Origin of the sequence: Hymenobacter sp. AT01-02, assembly GCF_000961955.2 — a bacterium.
Classification (GTDB): Bacteria; Bacteroidota; Bacteroidia; order Cytophagales; family Hymenobacteraceae; genus Hymenobacter; species Hymenobacter mucosus.
The window spans coordinates 15783-33774 of the sequence record NZ_JZIR02000005.1 but is presented as its reverse complement, the minus strand read 5'-3'; the positions used below and the strand labels follow the sequence as shown (position 1 = coordinate 33774).

The 17992-nt window shown below is 56.1% G+C and carries 18 protein-coding genes; 3 read left to right on the top strand and 15 right to left on the bottom strand.

Features of this window, described 5'->3' with window-relative positions:
* Window positions 1–39: 39 nt before the first annotated feature.
* From VI25_RS02385 to VI25_RS02330, 13 genes are all read right to left on the bottom strand, one after another.
* Window positions 40–984 carry an N-acetylornithine carbamoyltransferase gene (locus VI25_RS02385; RefSeq protein ID WP_045690292.1) on the bottom strand — a complete coding sequence of 315 codons (945 nt, stop codon included), beginning with the start codon at window positions 982–984 and terminating at the stop codon, window positions 40–42.
* Window positions 985–1122: 138 nt separating this feature from the next.
* Window positions 1123–1557 (bottom strand): barstar family protein, encoded by a 435-nt coding sequence (locus tag VI25_RS02380; RefSeq protein WP_045690291.1) that lies wholly within the window; start codon window positions 1555–1557, stop codon window positions 1123–1125.
* Window positions 1558–1582: 25 nt separating this feature from the next.
* Window positions 1583–4519 (bottom strand): carbamoyl-phosphate synthase (glutamine-hydrolyzing) large subunit, encoded by a 2937-nt coding sequence (gene carB / locus VI25_RS02375; RefSeq protein WP_201783257.1) that lies wholly within the window; start codon window positions 4517–4519, stop codon window positions 1583–1585.
* Window positions 4483–4812, bottom strand: a complete 330-nt coding sequence (locus VI25_RS25725; protein WP_201783256.1) for a hypothetical protein — start codon at window positions 4810–4812, stop codon at window positions 4483–4485. Before VI25_RS25725 ends, carB begins: the two co-directional genes overlap by 37 nt.
* Before the next feature lie 96 nt (window positions 4813–4908).
* Window positions 4909–5277 carry a hypothetical protein gene (locus VI25_RS02370; RefSeq protein ID WP_045690290.1) on the bottom strand — a complete coding sequence of 123 codons (369 nt, stop codon included), beginning with the start codon at window positions 5275–5277 and terminating at the stop codon, window positions 4909–4911.
* Between the two features lie 14 nt (window positions 5278–5291).
* Window positions 5292–5657 (bottom strand): hypothetical protein, encoded by a 366-nt coding sequence (locus VI25_RS02365; RefSeq protein WP_152981461.1) that lies wholly within the window; start codon window positions 5655–5657, stop codon window positions 5292–5294.
* Window positions 5658–5816: 159 nt separating this feature from the next.
* On the bottom strand, window positions 5817–6902 hold the full coding sequence (carA, locus tag VI25_RS02360) for a glutamine-hydrolyzing carbamoyl-phosphate synthase small subunit (RefSeq protein WP_045689610.1): 1086 nt from the start codon (window positions 6900–6902) through the stop codon (window positions 5817–5819).
* A 22-nt stretch (window positions 6903–6924) separates the two neighbouring features.
* Entirely contained in the window at window positions 6925–7260 is a 336-nt protein-coding gene (locus VI25_RS02355; RefSeq protein WP_152981460.1) for a hypothetical protein, read from the bottom strand.
* A 181-nt stretch (window positions 7261–7441) separates the two neighbouring features.
* Window positions 7442–8581, bottom strand: a complete 1140-nt coding sequence (locus VI25_RS02350; protein ID WP_045689612.1) for an aspartate aminotransferase family protein — start codon at window positions 8579–8581, stop codon at window positions 7442–7444.
* A gap of 33 nt (window positions 8582–8614) precedes the next feature.
* Window positions 8615–8971, bottom strand: coding sequence for a hypothetical protein (locus VI25_RS02345; protein WP_045689613.1), 357 nt, complete (start codon window positions 8969–8971; stop codon window positions 8615–8617).
* A gap of 21 nt (window positions 8972–8992) precedes the next feature.
* Window positions 8993–9973, bottom strand: coding sequence for an N-acetyl-gamma-glutamyl-phosphate reductase (argC, locus tag VI25_RS02340; protein ID WP_045689614.1), 981 nt, complete (start codon window positions 9971–9973; stop codon window positions 8993–8995).
* The gene (argG, locus tag VI25_RS02335) at window positions 9963–11153 is read right to left on the bottom strand and encodes an argininosuccinate synthase (RefSeq protein WP_201783258.1); all 1191 of its coding nucleotides are present in this window, start codon (window positions 11151–11153) and stop codon (window positions 9963–9965) included. Before argG ends, argC begins: the two co-directional genes overlap by 11 nt.
* Window positions 11150–11731 carry an N-acetyltransferase gene (locus VI25_RS02330; protein WP_045689616.1) on the bottom strand — a complete coding sequence of 194 codons (582 nt, stop codon included), beginning with the start codon at window positions 11729–11731 and terminating at the stop codon, window positions 11150–11152. The genes argG and VI25_RS02330 overlap by 4 nt, the downstream gene beginning before the upstream one ends.
* A 610-nt stretch (window positions 11732–12341) precedes the next feature.
* On the opposite strand from VI25_RS02330, the gene argB reads away from it, so the two are divergent.
* The 3 genes from argB to argH all read left to right on the top strand — a co-directional run bounded on the left by argB (window position 12342) and on the right by argH (window position 15672).
* Complete coding sequence (gene argB, locus VI25_RS02325) at window positions 12342–13124, top strand: acetylglutamate kinase (RefSeq protein WP_045689617.1); 783 nt, start codon at window positions 12342–12344, stop codon at window positions 13122–13124.
* A complete protein-coding gene (locus tag VI25_RS02320; protein WP_045689618.1) occupies window positions 13112–14182 on the top strand; it encodes a M20 family metallo-hydrolase in 1071 nt (356 codons plus the stop codon). Before argB ends, VI25_RS02320 begins: the two co-directional genes overlap by 13 nt.
* A gap of 236 nt (window positions 14183–14418) precedes the next feature.
* On the top strand, window positions 14419–15672 hold the full coding sequence (gene argH / locus VI25_RS02315) for an argininosuccinate lyase (RefSeq protein ID WP_236704840.1): 1254 nt from the start codon (window positions 14419–14421) through the stop codon (window positions 15670–15672).
* A 190-nt stretch (window positions 15673–15862) separates the two neighbouring features.
* Here the strand turns inward: argH and VI25_RS02310 are convergent, their stop codons facing one another.
* Entirely contained in the window at window positions 15863–16324 is a 462-nt protein-coding gene (locus VI25_RS02310) for an energy transducer TonB (RefSeq protein WP_152981459.1), read from the bottom strand.
* Between the two features lie 73 nt (window positions 16325–16397).
* Window positions 16398–17921 carry a hydroxymethylglutaryl-CoA reductase gene (locus VI25_RS02305; protein WP_316934232.1) on the bottom strand — a complete coding sequence of 508 codons (1524 nt, stop codon included), beginning with the start codon at window positions 17919–17921 and terminating at the stop codon, window positions 16398–16400.
* Between the last annotated feature and the right edge of the window lie 71 nt (window positions 17922–17992).

The window sequence follows — 17992 nt, the reverse complement described above, 5'->3', positions numbered from 1 at the left end:
GGCCTAGGCCAGGGGGCTTTCTTGTTTTGTATGCAGGCATTACTTCAGTAGCTCGTGCAGCACGGTTTGCATGGAAAATACCCGGTTGCCCGCCTCCTGAATCACCAGGGAATTCGGCGAGTCCAGGATGGCATCGGAGACTTCTACGTTGCGGCGTACTGGCAGGCAGTGCAGGAACTTGGCGTCGTTGGTGCCAACCATGTGCTCAGGCGTAAGCATCCACGAAGGGTCGTTGCTGATAACCTGGCCGTAGTCTTGGTAGGTGCTCCAGTTTTTGGCCTGCACGAAGTCGGCGCCTTCCAGGGCCTTCTTCTGGTCGTACTCGATGCGGGCCCCTTTCGTGAATTTGGGGTCCAGCTCGTAGCCTTCGGGGTGCGTAATAACGAAGTCCACCCAGTCTACTTCCGAAAACCAGTCACAGAACGAGTTGGGTACGCACTGGGGCAGGGCACGCACATGCGGGGCCCAAGTTAGCACCACCTTCACGCGCTCCTTCTGCTTGGTTTCGGCTACCGTAATCAGGTCGGCAAACGACTGCAGCGGATGCAGCGTGGCGCTTTCCAGGCTGATAACCGGCACGGTGGCGTACTTCTGAATCTTGTTGAAGACTTCCTCGCTGTAGTCGGCCTCGCGGTCCTTGAGCGTAGGAAATGTGCGCACGCCCAGCACGTCGCAGTACTGGCTCATCACGGCAATAGCTTCCTTTATGTGTTCCTGGGTGCCGCCGTTCATCACTGCGCCATCGGCCATTTCCAGCGTCCAGGAATCAGCGCCGGCGTTGAGCACCCAGGCTTGCGCGCCCAGGTTGTAGGCCGCCTTCACCGAGCTAAGCCGGGTACGCAGGCTAGGGTTAAAGAAAATTAGCCCAACTGTTTTGTTCTTGCCGATGTGCTGGTACCCATACGGATTCGCCTTGATTTCCAAGGCTTGCTGCAACAGCGCTTTATAATCGCCCGCATCGGCGAAGGAGGTGAAGTTTTTCATGTGGTGTTGAGTGGCCTAGGCCTAAAAAAACGTCATGCTGAGCTTGTCGAAGCATCTCTACCGCTTCATTTATCGACTTGCTAATGCTGCGGCTCCATCTTCCAGAAAATATGCATGGCCCATAGCTCTATATAACCGCTAAGCTAGTGTTAGAGTAACATCAGGGTTACTATTCAATATGTCCTCTAACATTTCAAATAGTGTTTGGCCTTTGCCTTTACGTGTAAGGTTCATCGTCGCTTCAATCTGCTCCCGCCGAGCTAAAATTTCCTGCTTCTGCTCAGCTGACCAATGCTGAATAGTAGTTTCATCAGGAACAGAAAGCTTCTGCTGCCACCAGAGCAGGGTTGCATCTTTTCCTAATTTGTTAGCTGATAAAGCAGAATCGCGCCATTCAATTTCTGTTACGTTCAGGTCAGGGTCATTCGTGTAGTTAAAGCTGTACTGAACGATTTCATCAAGTGAATCCAGATTTCGTCCCCAAGGGCATTCGCCTACGGTAAGGAAATGCTCAACCGCATCATAGAAGTCATCTAAGCTATTTATTCTAGCCCCTTCTAGTATGATTTTCATGAGTTCCCCTGGGACAGTTTCAGATTTACATGGCCTTGTACTCGTTCCAGCTCTTGATCTTCAGGTCCTTCATTTCCAGACGGCAGAAGGCTTGGATAAAGGCTTTGGCTAAGCGGGCGTTGGTGAGCAGCGGGATGCCGAAGTCGATGGCCGTGCGACGGATCTTGTAGTCGTTGTCCAGCTCACCCTTCGAGAGGTTCTTGGGGATGTTGATGACCAGGTCGATCTTCTTCTCCTTCAGATAAGTCAGCACGTTGGGCTCCTGGTAATCATCGGGCCAGAAGAGCAGGCTGCTCGGGATGCCGTTTTCGGCGAAGAAGCGGTGCGTGCCCTGGGTGGCGTAAATCTGGTAACCCTTTTTCACGAGCAGTTCTGTGGCCGCCAGCAAGGCCACCTTCGACTTGATGGGGCCGCCGGAAATCAGCACCGACTTCTGCGGAATCTTGTAGCCCACGCTCAGCATTGACTTCAGCAGGGCTTCCTCGGCGGTATCGCCCAGGCAGCCTACCTCGCCGGTGCTTACCATATCTACGCGCAGCACCGGGTCGGCGCCGGGTAGGCGGGTGAACGAGAACTGCGGGGCCTTCACGCCCACGAAGGGCAGGTCGTACACCCGCTCGCTTTCGTCCCGCGCCACCTTCTTGCCTAGTAGTACCTGCGTGGCCTTCTTGATCAGGTTGTTGCCGGATACTTTCGACACGAAGGGGTAGCTGCGCGAGGCGCGGATGTTGCACTCAATCACCCGGATTTCGCCGTTTTTATCCAAGAACTGGATGTTGAACGGTCCGCTGATTTCGTAGCGCTTGGCAATCTTCTCGGCAATGGTTTTCAGCTTACGGATCGTGCGCACGTACACCTTCTGGGGCGGGTAGTACATGGTGGCGTCGCCGGAGTGCACGCCGGCAAACTCCACGTGCTCGGAAATGGCATAGCTCACGATTTCGCCCTTGTCGGCCACCGCGTCCAGCTCAATTTCCTTGGCATCCTGCATAAACTCCGATACCACCACCGGGTACTCGGCGCTTACCTCAGCGGCGGCTTTCAGGAAGGCCTCCATCTCGAAGGCGTTGGACACCACGTTCATAGAAGCCCCCGAGAGCACGTAGCTAGGCCGGATCAGCACGGGGTAGCCTACCTCGCCCACAAACTCAAACATGGCATCCAGGGAAGTCAGCTCCTTCCAGCGGGGCTGGGCAATGCCCAACTCGTCCATGATGCTGCTGAACTTGTGGCGGTTTTCAGCCTCGTCGATGCGAGCTGGGGCCGTGCCCAGGATGGGGGCCTTGGCGTCGGCGAGGCGGGTAGCGAGGTTGTTTGGAATCTGGCCACCGGTGGAGAGAATCACGCCCTCCGGCTGCTCGAACTCCAGAATGTCCATCACCCGCTCGAAGCTCAGCTCCTCGAAGTACAGCCGGTCCGACACGTCGTAGTCGGTAGAAACGGTTTCGGGGTTATAGTTGATGATAATGGTTTTGTAGCCCTCTTCGGCGGCCGTCTGCACGGCATTCACGCCGCACCAGTCAAACTCCACGGAGGAGCCAATACGGTACACGCCCGAGCCCAGCACCGCAATAGACTTGTTAGTTTCCGGCTGCAGGTCGTTTTCGGTGCCGTGGTAGGTGCTGTAGAGGTAGTTGGTTTTGGCTGGGAACTCGGCCGCCAGCGTGTCAATCTGCTTGATGACGGGTAGCACGCCCAGGGCCTTGCGGCGGGCCCGCACCAGCAGCTCATCGGCTTTCACGTCGCCTTGGCCTAGCAGCTTCACTGCAATTTGCTGGTCCGAGAAACCGGCTTTCTTCACCTCGCGCAGTAGGCCAGTCTCCAGGGCGTCTAGGCCACTGCCGCGCTGGGCGGCTAGCTGGTTGCTTAGCTCAAAGATGGTGTACAGGCGCTGCAGGAACCAGTGGTCAATCTTGGTCAGATCATGGACCTGCTCCAGGGTGTAGCCGGCCTCAAACGCCAAGTTGATGGCGAAGATGCGCTCCTCGTTTGGCTCGCTCAGCAGCTTGTCGATGGTGGCGTTGTCTACCTGCTCGGGCTTGTTGGCCACGAAGCCACGCTTGCCGGTGTCCAGCATGCGCAGGCCTTTTTGAATGGCTTCCTCGAAGGATTTGCCGATGGCCATTACCTCGCCCACGCTCTTCATGGCCGAGCCAATCTGCCGGTTCACGCCCTCAAACTTGCCCAGGTCCCAGCGCGGCAGCTTCACCACCACGTAGTCCAGAGCCGGCTCGAAGAAGGCTGAAGTCGTCTGCGTCACGCTGTTCTTTAGTTCCGACAGGGAGTAGCCCAGGCTCAGCTTGGCCGCCACAAAGGCCAGCGGATAGCCCGTAGCCTTAGAAGCCAGCGCCGAGGAGCGCGACAGACGGGCATTCACCTCAATCACGCGGTAATCCTCCGACACGGGGTCGAGGGCGTACTGAATGTTACACTCGCCCACAATGCCGAGGTGGCGGATGGTCTTGATGCCGATGCTGCGGAGCTTATGGTACTCGCGGTTGCTCAGCGTCTGCGACGGAGCCACCACGATGCTCTCCCCAGTGTGGATACCGATGGGGTCGAAGTTCTCCATGTTGCAGACCGTGATGCAGTTGTCATACTGGTCGCGCACCACCTCGTACTCAACTTCCTTCCAGCCCTTCAACGACTCTTCCACCAGAATCTGGTCCGAAGTCGTGAAGGATTTCTGGACTAGGGCCCGCAGTTCGTCCATGTTATTGGCAAAACCGCTACCTAGGCCACCCAACGCAAACGCCGCCCGCACGATGATGGGGAAACCGATTTTTTCGGCTGCGGCCACCGCGTCTTCCATAGTCGTCACGGCCACGCTACGTGCTGAGAGTACGCCAATCTGGTCGAGCTTCTCCTTGAAAATGTCCCGGTCCTCGGTATCGATGATGCTCTGCACGGGCGTGCCCAGCACCTTCACGTTGTACTTCTCAAAAACCCCGGCGCGGAACAAAGCACGGCGCAGTTCAGGGCCGTTTGGCCACCAAAGGCCACCAGAATGCCATCGGGCTGCTCCTTCTTAATGACTTCCTCCACGAAGTAGGGCGTCACGGGCAGGAAGTACACGTCGTCGGCAATGTTGTCCGACGTTTGCACGGTGGCGATGTTGGGATTGATGAGGATGGTGCGGATGCCTTCCTCTTTCAGCGCCTTAAGGGCCTGGGAGCCGGAGTAGTCGAACTCACCGGCTTCACCGATTTTCAGCGCGCCGGAACCGAGGATGAGAACTTTCTGTGGTTTTTCCATTCTGAGGGTTAGGGTAACAGGCCGCTGGTGCGGTCATGTTAAAAGGCAGTCGTGCTAGGCCGCTATAGCCGGTGGTTTATGTGGGCAGAGAAGGTGTTACTTAGAAAAGAGGGTGTCGCTCTTCACGATTTCCCAGTTGCCGGATGCCCGTTTGGTCATCCAGAGTTTGATGGTGGCATTGGCCCGCTCACCATCCAATAAAAAGCGGAAAACGAGCGAGTCTTTTTTAGCACTCAGGTTTTCCACCTTGAAGTTCTTAGAGTGTATTCTTCCTATTCTGTTGGTTATTCTGGGAGAAACTCTAGCCGAACTCATCGCCTGAGCAATCAGATCGGCCGGTTCTCCCAGTACTGCTTTCATGAGCGTCCGCTGGCCTAGGTTCCTGACGAAATAAAACCCTGCGAAAGCCAGCGCGCCTAGCAGCACATACCCCCAGTTCGGAAAGCCTTTACTTTTAGATGGCATGGGAGCTGGGCGGTTTACTCAGAGAAAGTGGTGTCGCTCTTAACCATCTGCCATTTGCCATCAGGCTGTTTCATGACTTTGGTCCGGATTGTGGCGGTGGCTTTCTCGCCTTTCAGCACGAGCCGGAAGGAGAGAGAATCCTGCTTCGGACCGGGCTTTCCGGCGTCAAACTTCCTCGAAACAATCTTCCCGGTACGGCTCAGAATGCGAGGTGAGACATTGCCCTTATCCAGCATCGAAAGAAAGATGTCCTGCTTGCCCACGGCAAGTCTGACGACGTCTTTCATCTTGACGCTTTTGATGAGGTAGAACACCGCAAACGCTACAATTCCCAGCGCTACGTACACCCAGTTCCGCGTGCTTCCGCTCTTTTCTTGCATAGGCTCATGCATTAAAAATGACCGGGTTGAAGATACGGAACGTCATGGGCCTAGTGCACTGATTGCTTTATAACCCAGGGTTTAATCCCTGGGCTATTTAGTGGAAAAGCATCAGTTGCGCGCAGCATAACAGGTGGGGTAGGCAGAGTCTAGGCCAGTTTATTTCGTGGCTTTGTGCTCGGCTACGGCTTTCAGGAAATCATCGAACAGGTACTCCGTGTCCTCGGGGCCGCCGGCGGCTTCGGGGTGGAATTGGGTCGAGAAGAACGGCTTGCTCTTGTGCTTGATGCCTTCGCAGGTGCCGTCGTTGAGGTTTTCGAACAGCATTTCCCACTCGGTGGGCAGCGTGTTAGTATCTACCGCGAAACCGTGGTTCTGGCTGGTGATGTAGCTGCGCTTGGTACCCGAGAGCAACACCGGCTGGTTGTGGCTGCGGTGGCCGTACTTCAGCTTGAAGGTGTCGCCGCCGGCCGCCAACCCCATAAGCTGGGAGCCCAGGCAGATGCCGAAGATGGGCTTGTCCTGGCCTAGCGCAGTTTGCAGGTGCTCGATGGTGGCGGTGCACATTTTTGGGTCGCCGGGGCCGTTGCTGAGGAACAGGCCGTCGTAGTCGAGCTTCGTGAAGTCGTAGTCCCAGGGAACCCGAATCAGCTCCACGTCGCGCTGGAGGAAGCAGCGGATAATGTTGGTCTTGGTGCCGCAGTCAACGAGCACAATTTTGTGCTGGCCGTTGCCGTAGTGCTTTACCTCGGTCGGGCTCACCTGGGCTACCAGGTTATCCTGGTTGGGGTCGTGCAGCTCTACGTCTTCCTCGGCCACAATCTTACCTAGCATAGCACCCTTCTCCCGCAGGATTTTGGTGAGCATGCGGGTATCAACGCCGAAGATGCCGGGGATGTTGTACTCCTTGAGCCAGTCGCCGAGGCTCTTAGCGGCGTTCCAGTGGCTGTGTTCCTCAGAGTAGTAGTTCACCACCAGCCCGGCAATGTGAATCTTGTCCGACTCGAAAATCTTCGAAATCGACTCGTACAGCTCCTCGCCGGGTACGCCATAGTTGCCCACCATGGGGTAGGTCAGCACCAAGATCTGGCCGGCGAAGGAGGGGTCCGTCAGGTTTTCGGGGTAGCCGGTCATGGCTGTGCTGAACACTACCTCGCCCGCGGCGGAGGTAAATGCGCCGAAAGAAGTACCCTCGATTGCGGTGCCGTCTTCGAGAATGAGTTTTACCGATTTAGCGTTTTCCACTCTTTTTATGCTGAAAAAAGGTTTACTCTATTATTGATATGCTGCAGTAGTCAGGCGCGCCGCCTCCTTGCCATTTCATCGGCAAGGTGGGGTAGGTGCGCTCAACATCCCGATCCAGGCTGATCGGAACCGTGCTATTGAAGGAGAATGCGACGAATCGTAGCGCCTCTAGGTCGGGCGTTGGGCGGGTGCGAGGTGTAGCCTCAACCCGCTGTTGCAGCCGCCACGATACTTTTTCGGCTGGAACAGGACCGAAAATCAGGGGTCTGTTCCAGCCGAAGCAGGATGTAAGCCGAGCGGGAGCGAAAGGGGGTAAATCTATCTGCCCCGCGCACTGCCACTTCCAGATGTCAGGCATCGGGAAGTCGGGCGGGCACGACTGCTGAAAGGAAATGTGGGAGGCCGTTCTTTCATGGAAAGAACCAGCCGGTTGCTGCGCAATAGTCACCAATGGCAGCGTGCAGCTTATCAGAAGGGGAGCTTGGCTCGGGAACCTCATCGTGCTACTCATTGGGGCTGCAAGTTAGACCACAAGTCGCTTACTTTTTTACCTCGACAGGAATAATTGCATACAGTGCCTGCAAAAACCGGTCGACTTCCTCTCGGGTGATGTTGAGAGGCGGGAGCAGTCGTAGCACCGTAGGGTCGGAGGCATTACCCACGAAGATGTGGAAGTCCGACAGCAGCTTGTCGCGCACGTCCTTGATGGGGAAATCGTACTTAATGCCCACCATCAGACCGCGTCCACGGATTTCCTCGGCACCAGCGTTGGCTTCCAGCTCGGAGCGGAGGTAGTGGCTCATTTCTGTGGCGTGGTTCAGCAAGTCTTCCTGCTCAATAACTTCAAGCACAGCCAGGGCGGCGGCGCAAGCCAGGTGGTTGCCCCCGAAGGTAGTGCCCAGCAACCCATAGGATGCCTTCAATTCCGGCGCAATCAGGATGCCGCCGATGGGGAAGCCGTTGCCCATGCCTTTCGCTACCGAAATAACATCGGGGCGGATGCCAGCATGCTGGTGGGCGAAGAACTTTCCGCTACGGCCGTAGCCACTCTGGACCTCGTCGGCAATCAGCAGGGCGCCGTATTGCTTGCACAGCGCGGCTAGGCCAGTTAGGAACTCATCGGAAGGCATGATGATGCCGCCCACGCCCTGAATCGGCTCGATGATGGCCGCGCAGACATCACCGCCTTGCAGCACCTGCTCCACCGCTGCTAAGTCATACTCCACAAAGGAAATGGCGTGGTCGGCGTTGAAGGGCGCTACAATTTTCGGGTTATCGGTAGCGGCTACTGCACCTGAGGTACGGCCATGGAAGGCTCCTTTAAAGGCGAGTACACGCTTTTTGCCGGTGTGGAACGACGCCAGCTTCAGGGCATTCTCGTTGGCCTCGGCGCCGGAGTTGCACAGGAACAGCGAGTAGTCCTCATAGCCCGACACCTGGCCTAGCTTATGAGCCAGCTGCGCCTGAATCGGAATCTGCACCGAGTTGGAGTAGAAGCCGATGTTCTGCAACTGCTCCGTGAGGCGCTGCACGTAGTGCGGGTGGCTGTGACCGATGGAAATAACAGCATGGCCGCCGTAGAAATCCAGGTACTCCTGGCCTTTATCGTCCCAAAGTTTCGCTCCCAACGCCTTTACCGGCGTGATGTTGACGAGCGGATATACATTGAAAAGCTCCATTTGACTATTGGGTCTTGAAAGTGTTCTTAGGCTTTATCCTAAACCTATTTCTAAATCAGCCGGGATATTAGCCGGATTCAGTGCGTTGTAAAGCTGCGCATTAATTATAATGCTGGCCATTGCATCATAGCTTACAAACAGAGCTTGGCCCTTATTTGACTCTATATCCATGTGCACTGCCTTTTCAGCCACCTCTTCCTCTTCAGCCTTTCGAACTATAGCAGTTCTGTTCTCATCGGTAATCCTTATCTGCCAGTCGCCATTACTGTCAAAGAGAAGCTGACCAAAAGTGTCTTTTATTCCTTGCCAAGAATCACTTGAAATATGCCAGATGGATTCAGATGGGACGCAACGAATAACTTCAGTTAAGAGGCGGGTTTCGCTAGACATTTGGTTCGGCTTGGCTCCCTGTTAAAACAGCCCTGCTTTCAATCCTAGGCCAGTCGTTTCCGGTAGGCCAAACAGTAAATTCATGTTCTGCACCGCTTGGCCCGAAGCACCCTTTACTAGGTTGTCGATAACCGAGGTGATGAGCAGCTGCTTGCCGAATTTCTGCACGTGCAGCAGGCACTTGTTGGTGTTGACTACCTGCTTCAGGTGAATCTCCTTGTCTGATACCGTGGTGAACGGCGCGTCGGCGTAGAATTGCTGGTACAGCTCCCGCGCCTCCTCCTGGGTCAGGTCCGATGGCGTGTAGACGCTGGCGAAGATGCCCCGGGTGAAGTTGCCGCGGTACGGAATGAAGTGCATGGCGCTTTCCAGCTGTGGCTGTAGCTGCGCCAAGCTCTCCCCAATTTCGCCGAGGTGCTGGTGGGTGAAAGGCTTGTAGATGGACACGTTGTTAGTGCGCCACGAGAAGTGCACCGTCTCCGACAAGCTCTGCCCCGCGCCCGTCGATCCGGTAATGGCCGATACGTGCACATCATCCGTCAGCTTGCCGGCCTGGGCCAGCGGCAGCAAGGCCAGCTGAATGGCCGTGGCAAAACAGCCAGGGTTAGCAATGCTCTGAGCCTGCTGGATTTGGCTCCGGTTCAGCTCCGGCAATCCGTACACAAACTCCCGGCCTTCAAACTCGGCGTCGGCTTCTAGGCGGAAGTCGTTGCTCAGGTCGATGATGTAGGTGGTTTCGGGTAGCTCGTGCTGAGTTAGCCACGCCTTGGAGTTGCCGTGGCCTAGGCACAGAAACACTACGTCTTCATCACCCGCCAACTCCGAGGCAAACACCAGATCCGTCTCGCCTACCAGGTCGTCGTGGACCTGATAGATGGGGTTGCCGGCGTTGGAGGAACTGACGATGGCACCCAGCTCTGCATACTCGTGGTGCAGCAAAATACGGACAAGCTCACCAGCCGTGTAGCCAGCGCCGCCTACGATGCCAACCTTAATTTTCATCGTTGAACGAGCTGTGAATCCGCAGCTGGTTGCTGAAGATCTTGATAAAGCCCTTGGCGTCGCGGCCGTCCCAGGCATCGTTTTCTTCGCCGTAGGTGGCCACTTTAGAGCGCATCATGTCGTACTTCGACTCAATGCCTTGCAGCTCGAACTGGTAAGGCTTCAGGGTCACGAACACCTTGCCCGACACTCGCTCCTGCGACGATGTGAGGAAGGCCTCCATGTCGCGCATCACTGGGTCGAGGTACTGGGCTTCGTGCAGCAGCGTGCCGTACCAGTTGGCGATGTAGTCTTTGTGCAGCAGCTGCCAGCGGCTGGAGGTGTGCTTTTCCAGCAAATGGTGCGCCTTCAGCAGAATCAGCGGCGCGGGAGCCTCGAAGCCTACGCGGCCTTTAATGCCCAGAATAGTGTCGCCCACGTGGGTGTCGCGGCCAATGGCGTAGCGGCCGCCTAGGTCGTTGAGCTGCTGGATGAGCTCCACAGGGTTCATCGACTTACCATTCAGCGCTACGGGCTCACCCTTGGCGAACGTGATTTCGACGGTGGAGGGCTCGTTGGCGGTGAGCTGAGTGGGATACGCCGTTTCGGGTAGGGCCTGGTGCGAGGTCAGGGTTTCTACGCCGCCTACACTAGTACCCCAAATACCCTTGTTGATGGAGTATTTAGCTTTTTCCCAACTCATCTCGAAGCCGTGCTGGTTCAGGAAGTCAATCTCGGCCTGGCGCGACAGTTTCAGGTCGCGGATGGGCGTGATGATTTCCGTGTTGGGCGCGATAACCGAGAAGGCCACATCGAAACGCACTTGGTCGTTGCCGGCGCCGGTGCTGCCGTGGGCAATGTAGTCGGCCTTGTGCTCCCGGGCATACTCTGCCAGGGCCAGCGACTGGAACATACGCTCCGCGCTGACGCTCAGCGGATAGGTGTCGTTCTTGAGGATGTTGCCAAAAATGAGGTAGCGCAGGCAGTCCTGGTAGAAACGCTGGGTCACGTCAATCACCTCGTGCTTCGAGGAGCCCAGCTCGTAGGCTCGCTTCTCAATAGCAGCCAGTTCTTCCTCAGAAAAGCCGCCGGAGTTGACGATAACGGTGTGAACTTCCAGACCCAGCTCGCGGGTCAGATATACAACGCAGTAGGACGTATCCAAGCCGCCGCTGTAGGCTAAAACTACCTTTTTCATTATTGGCCTTGGGGTGTAAGAATTTCAATCGTCTCCTGTACGCTCTGGCTAAACTGGTCGTCGAGCTTGTCGTAGACCATGCCCGTGCACAGGCACATTTTGCGCTCGTTTTCCATCAGGATGCCGTAGTTTTTGCAACTAGAGCAGCCTTTCCAGAAATCGTCGCTCTGGGTTAGCTCGGGGAAGGTAACGGGGCGGTAGCCCAGTTCATTGTTGATCTTCATCACGGCTGCGCTGGTCGTGATACCGAATATTTTGGCCGCTGGGTATTTCGTGCGCGACAGCTCAAACACCCGGTGTTTGATAGCGCGGCCCAAGCCCTCCTTGCGCAACTCCGTGTTTACAATGAGGCCCGAGTTGACAACGAACTTGTTGTCTTCGAAGGTCTCGATGTAACAAAAGCCAGCTAGCTGCTCATCAATGAAGGCAATGATAGCATCGCCTTTCACCATCTTCTTTACCAGATAGTTAGGGTCGCGCTTGGCGATGCCGACACCACGCGCTTTCGCGGATTCGGCGTACCACTGACAGAGGGTTTCCACATACTGCGCGTCGGCAGCATTGGCTACGCGTAAAATCATGGTCAAAGCTCGGTTGGTTGCCTTCGTATACGGCAACAGACTCGGAAAGACGATAAGGGAGGAGCTAGAAACGTAGCTAGCAGACGAGGCCGTGCAACAACCGAACCTATGATCGGCGGCAAGAAAAGCCCAAAAAACAGGTGCCCGCAGCGTAAGCCCTGAAAGAGCAGTTGGTTACGTGGTCGGGGAGGGGTACACTTCGGCCTACACTCGTGTCAATTCGTTATTCGTAAGAAACTTTCTTCTGTGGGGCGCTTTCCGTTAGGCCCCTTTCGCCGGTTTTGGTACTGCTAAAACGCAGACGAAATATTGCATGCCAGCGGCTAAGCTGGCATTGTTCGCACAACCAAAGCTGGTCGTCGCAAAAGCGCAATAGAAGAGAGACGAATCATTGACAGTTGCCGCAGGGCGGCGTGGAGTGTTTCTGCGGTTTAAATGAATAGGACCGCTAAATCGTTGCAAAACTAGATGTTTTTTTTTGGAAACTTTGCCCAGGTGACTTCAAAAAATAGTCCTACCCAAGGCGGTTTTCCGTTAGCGGCTAGCCAGTGGAGTATACCCTTTGGCAGCTTGCGGCCGCTTGTGGCCCATTTTTATCCCTTCCTTTTGTATGCGCGAAGGCCTGAAAATTTTTAAGATTGGCGGTGGCATCATTGATGACGAAGCACAACTACAGCACTTCTTGGCCGAGCTTGCCAAGGTTGCTGGCCGGAAATTGCTGGTACACGGCGGCGGGAAAGGTGCTAGCCAGATGCTTGCTAGCTTAGGCATTGCGCCGAAGATGGTAGAGGGGCGGCGCATCACCGATGCCGCTACCCTTGATATCGTGACGATGTTTTACGCCGGTAAAACCAACAAGCAAGTGGTGTCGCTGCTGCAAGCGGCGGGTGTCAATGCGCTGGGCCTATCCGGGGCCGATGGCAATGCTATTCGGGCCGTGAAGCGCCCAGTAAAGGACATTGACTACGGCTTCGTGGGCGACCTGCCCGAAGGCAGCGTCAATACCGAACTGCTCCACCAGTTGCTGCAGGCCGGCATCACGCCCGTATTTTGCGCCATCACCCACGACGGGAGCGGTCAGTTGCTCAACACTAATGCCGACACCATTGCCAGTACCTTGGCCCGCGCCCTGGCTGCGCAGTATGAGATAGAGTTGCACTTCTGCTTCGAGAAAGATGGCGTGCTTTCGGACATCAACGATGAGCAGTCGGTGATTCCGCAGATCGTACCAAGTCAGTATCAGCAACTGAAAGCCAAGGGAGTAATTGCTGCCGGTATGGTGCCCAAGCTCGATAACGCCTTTGCCGCCCTGGAAGCCGGGGTGGAGAGAGTAGTGATTGAAAACGCGCTTAAAATCAATGAACCCGTGAAAACTGTGCTATGTCGAAGCTAATTGGGCGGCTGACGGAGGATGCTATTGAGCTGCTGCAGGAGCTAATTCAGACGCCCTCCCTCTCGCGGGAAGAGGACCAGACGGCGGAGCTGATCTTCCGGTTTCTGACCTTCCACGGCGCCCACCCACGGCGGGATAAAAACAACGTGTGGGCTGTGTCGAAGCACTTTGATGCCGCCAAGCCTACCATTCTGCTCAACTCCCATCACGACACCGTGAAGGCCGGCAACACCTGGACCTACCACCCGCTGGGCGCCGTGGTGGAAGGCGACAAGCTGTTAGGCCTGGGTAGCAACGACGCCGGGGCTTCGGCAGTGAGTCTGCTGGCTACCTTCCTGTACTTCCACGAGCGCACCGACCTGGCCTACAACCTCATCTGCGCCATTACGGCTGAGGAGGAGGTATCGGGGATAAACGGCATCCGGAGCGTACTGCCCCAGCTAGGCCACATCGACCTGGGCATTGTGGGTGAACCTACGCAGATGGACCTCGCTGTGGCGGAAAAAGGCCTCGTGGTGCTCGACTGCGTAGCCCACGGCCGGACCGGACACGCTGCCCGCGAAGAAGGTGAAAACGCCCTTTACAAAGCCGTGGCTGACATTCAGTGGTTTGAGCAATTTCGCTTTCCAGAAGTATCGGAGCTACTAGGCCCGGTAAAGATGACCGTGACGCAAATTCAGGCCGGCTCTCAGCACAACGTAGTACCCGACCGCTGCACCTTCGTAGTGGATGTGCGCACCAACGAGTGCTACTCCAATGTTGAAGTGGTAGAGCTAGTGCGTCAGTACGTTACTTCCGACGTTACGCCGCGCTCCACCCACCTTAATTCCTCGCGCATTGAGCTAGGCCACCCCTTAGTGCAACGGGGCCTAGGCTTAGGCCGCCGCACGTTCGGCTCCGTCACGTTGTCCGACCAATCGATGATGCCGTTTACCACGGTAAAAATCGGCCCTGGTGACTCTGCCCGCTCCCACACACCCGATGAGTACATTTTGCTCAGCGAAATCAGGGCGGGGGTACGGGGCTATGTAGCTTTGCTGGACGGGCTACAACTGTAATAGGCTAGTTAAGTTCTAGAATACCAGAACCTAGTTGTCCTCCTCAGCCAAGGAGGGGTTTCAGGTGATTGACTGTTGTTGAACATCTAATACTAGCTCTAGTCATCGTTCTAGGCCACATCAACCACCCCTAGCCCCTCCTTTCCAAAGTGGGGAACTAGGTTTAGCTTTAACTAACCACGCATGAAAATCTGGGATAAGGCATTGCCGTTGATAAGAAGATAGAGCAGTTCACCGTGGGCCGCGACCGGGAGCTGGACATGTACCTCGCGCAGTTTGACGTGCAGGCCTCCAAGGCTCAGGCCAATATGCTGGCGAAGGCCGGGCTGCTTTCCGATGAGGAAAATCAGCAGCTCCAGCAGGGCCTTATGGAGCTAGCTACGCAAATCGAGGACGGCACCTTTACCATTGAGGCGGAGTTCGAGGATGTACACTCCAAAATTGAGTACTATCTGACTGAGAAGTTCGGCGACGCGGGTAAGAAAATCCACACCGCCCGCTCCCGCAACGACCAGGTACTGACGGCTATTCAGTTGTTCCTGAAGGACTACACCGAGCGCGCCGCCGCCAAAACGCTGGAATTAGTGCAGGTGCTCTTGCAGAAAGCCGAGGCGCATAAGGAAGACCTGATGCCCGGCTACACCCATTTCCAGGCCGCCATGCCCAGCTCCTTCGGGCTGTGGTTTTCCGCTTACGCTGAGCACCTGCTGCTAGACCTGGCCCTGTTTGAAGCTGCCCACACCGTAGCCGATCAAAATCCGCTGGGCTCCGGCGCCGGCTTTGGCAGTAGCTTCCCCATCGATCGGCTAATGACCACCCAGGAAATGAGGTTCGGCAACCTGGCCGTGAGCAGCGTGGGCGCTCAAATGCTGCGCGGCAAAACCGAGAAGACGGTAGCCTTTGCCCTGGCTGGCATGGCCGCCACTCTCGCCAAAATGGCCTATGACCTGGTCTTGTACAACTCGCAGGATCTGGCCTTTGTGGAGCTACCCAAGGAGTTTACCACCGGCTCCAGCATCATGCCCCACAAGAAAAACCCCGATGTGTTTGAGCTGATCCGGGCGCGTTGCAATGCTCTGCAGGCCCTGCCCAATACGCTCATGCTGGCGACCAGCAACCTGCCCAGCGGCTACCACCGCGACTTCCAGATTCTGAAGGAGCTGCTCTTCGAGCCCATGACCCAGTTCCTCGACATTCTCGACATCGTGCTCTTTGCCCTGCCCCAGCTGCGCATCAAGCCCAACCTGCTGAACCAGGAGAAGTACGACGCCGTGTTCACCGTCGAAAACATCAACCAGCTCATTCAAAGCGGCACGCCATTCCGCACCGCCTACAAGCAGGTAGGCCTGGCTGTGGAGGATGGCAGCTACATGCCGCACAAGGAGTTCCAAACTACCCATTTGGGTAGCGTCCATAACCTAGGCTTAAAAGTGATTCAGGCGAAGGTGCAGCGCTTGCAGGAAAAGAGCGGTTTGGTGAAAAAGCAATAGTGTTTGCGTAGAATACTATAAGTCACACAAAGCACGTCATCCTGAGCAGAGCGAAGGATCTTACCACGGTAGCACGAGGCGCTAGGCCAGTCGTTCTTACCTGATAAGACTTCGCTCTGCTCAGGATGACGTGCTTTTAGGCTATACAGCTTTGGTTGAAGAAAGCTTGTAGTAACGCTAGGCCTATTCGCTATTTCTTAACCGGCTTCGCTATAGGCAAAGTTAGTTTTACGTCTACTGGCTTTCCGTTTTGGTAGCCTGGTGTGAAGCTCTCTATAGAAGCAAAAGCGGTAGCTAGGGCTGGATCTACTGCTGCTTCTGTTTCTGCTGGGTTGGGCCCTAAAGCTGGGCGACGAACGTTACCGTCTTGGTCGATGATGAAGCTGATGTAGGCACCACTGCCGCCAGCTGCGCCGCGCACGTGGCTGCTGATAAAGGCTTGCAATCCTTCTCTGCCTCCATTAGAATACACGGGCATCTTCTCCACATAGGTGTAGAAGGTGCGCCCATCTAGCTTGTTTGGGCCGTTTTGATTAACGGAAACAGCATTAGGCATGGGTGCCGGCGTGGGGCTGCTTTGGGCAGTAGCGGCTAAGCTGGTAAAAAATAGGCCTAGGCTCAATGATAAGGGCTTTGCTAGTAAAAAGGGCATAAAAGTGTGATAAAGAGTGGTATACTGGTTGTGAGAGCTTGCTACCGGTTGCGGCCGTACTGCTCGTGAGAGCTTACCCAATCACTGCTGCTAATGGCGGAGCCAGGCTAAGCTCGCCAGCTAGTACTACGCCCGCCACAATTTCCGCAAACTTGTTCACGGTGCCGCGCCCTACGCAGCCCAGCATACGTAGGCACTCGTTTTGGGTAGCTAGGCCCGTGCCGCCGCCGTGGGTAGCCACAATGAGGGAGGGAATAGTGATGCTGAGGTATAGGTCGCCTTCCTTCGTGACTTCGGAGTACAGTACGCCCGCTGAGGATTCCGAGACGTTGGCCACATCCTGACCGGTAGCGATAAACAGAGCTGTTATGCCGTTGGCGGAGTGGGCACCGTTGTTGTTTGCCCCAGAAAGAAATGCCCCCACATTGCTGACTTGGCCGTGGTAGGCCAGTTGCTCGGGTGTTACGCGCATGCGCTGCTGCAAAATATCGCGCTTGATGGTAGCCTCGGCCACTACGCGCTTGCCTCGAGTGCGCATCACATTTACCTGGGACGCTTTCTTGTCGGTAGCGAAGTTCGATTCGAGGTAGAAGTGCCGAATGGGAGCCGCTTTGTAGTGCTCTAAAATCCAGGAGCAGGCCGCGAATGTGGCGCGGCCTACCATGTTCTGACCCGCCGCGTCGCCGGTGCTGTAGTTGAAGCGCAGGTAGGCAAACTTGCCCGCCAAGTATGTGTCGATGTACTGGAGCTTAGCCACGCTGGAGGTGCTTTCCGCTTCCGGCCGAATTCGCTCAATCTCACCGGCTATCCACTGCCCAAAGTCGCGGGCGCCGCGGGCATCATCGAACACAAACACCGGCGCCCGCTGCATGGCGTCGCCAATGACGGTGCACTTTACGCCGCCGCAGAGGTTGAGCACCTGAATGCCCCGGTTGTAGCTCGCTACCAGCGTACCCTCAGTTGTAGCCAGAGGGATGAGAAAATCGCCCTGGGCGTGCTCCCCGTTTACGTGCAGAGGCCCCGCCAAGCCCACCGGAACTTGAGCTACCCCTGTGAAATGCTCGCAGTTACCCTGGAGAGTATGAGGGTCGAAGGAGTACTGCTTGAGGTGGTGAAACTCCTGCTCGGCGTATTCCTCAGCAAAGCGCTGCCGGGCCTGAATGGCGGCCTCAGAATAGTCATCTTCCTCTGAACGCGGAATGCGCGCCCGGTTTTCAGGTTGCTGGGTAATGGCATCCTCCACCTCCACCTGCAACTCCCCAAATGGGTCGGCCACAAACTGCACCCGCACCTTGTGCATGCCCTCCTGCAAACGGGCCGTAGCCAAATGGAAGGTGGCTGACTGGCCTACCGGCAAGTTTACGCCGTTGCCTTCAGCATTCAGCGCCGATGCCGGGCGCACGTTACCATCGCCCATATCCAGCGCAATCTGCTCGGCGGCAACATGCACCCCATCAATCTGCACATGGTCGATGCGCATGACCCGAACCGTGTCCAAGCGGTTTTTGATGCTGAAGGCCACGCCCTCGGGCGTGTTGTGCAGGCTGCCGCGGGTGTAAAGCAGCTTGAGCATCATGGGGCTAGGCGTGAAGAGCATAGGGCGGGGAGAGGTTAAGGGTGCGGAAAGGAGTAGAAAGATTGGCTTGCTACGGAAATACGAGGCGCTAT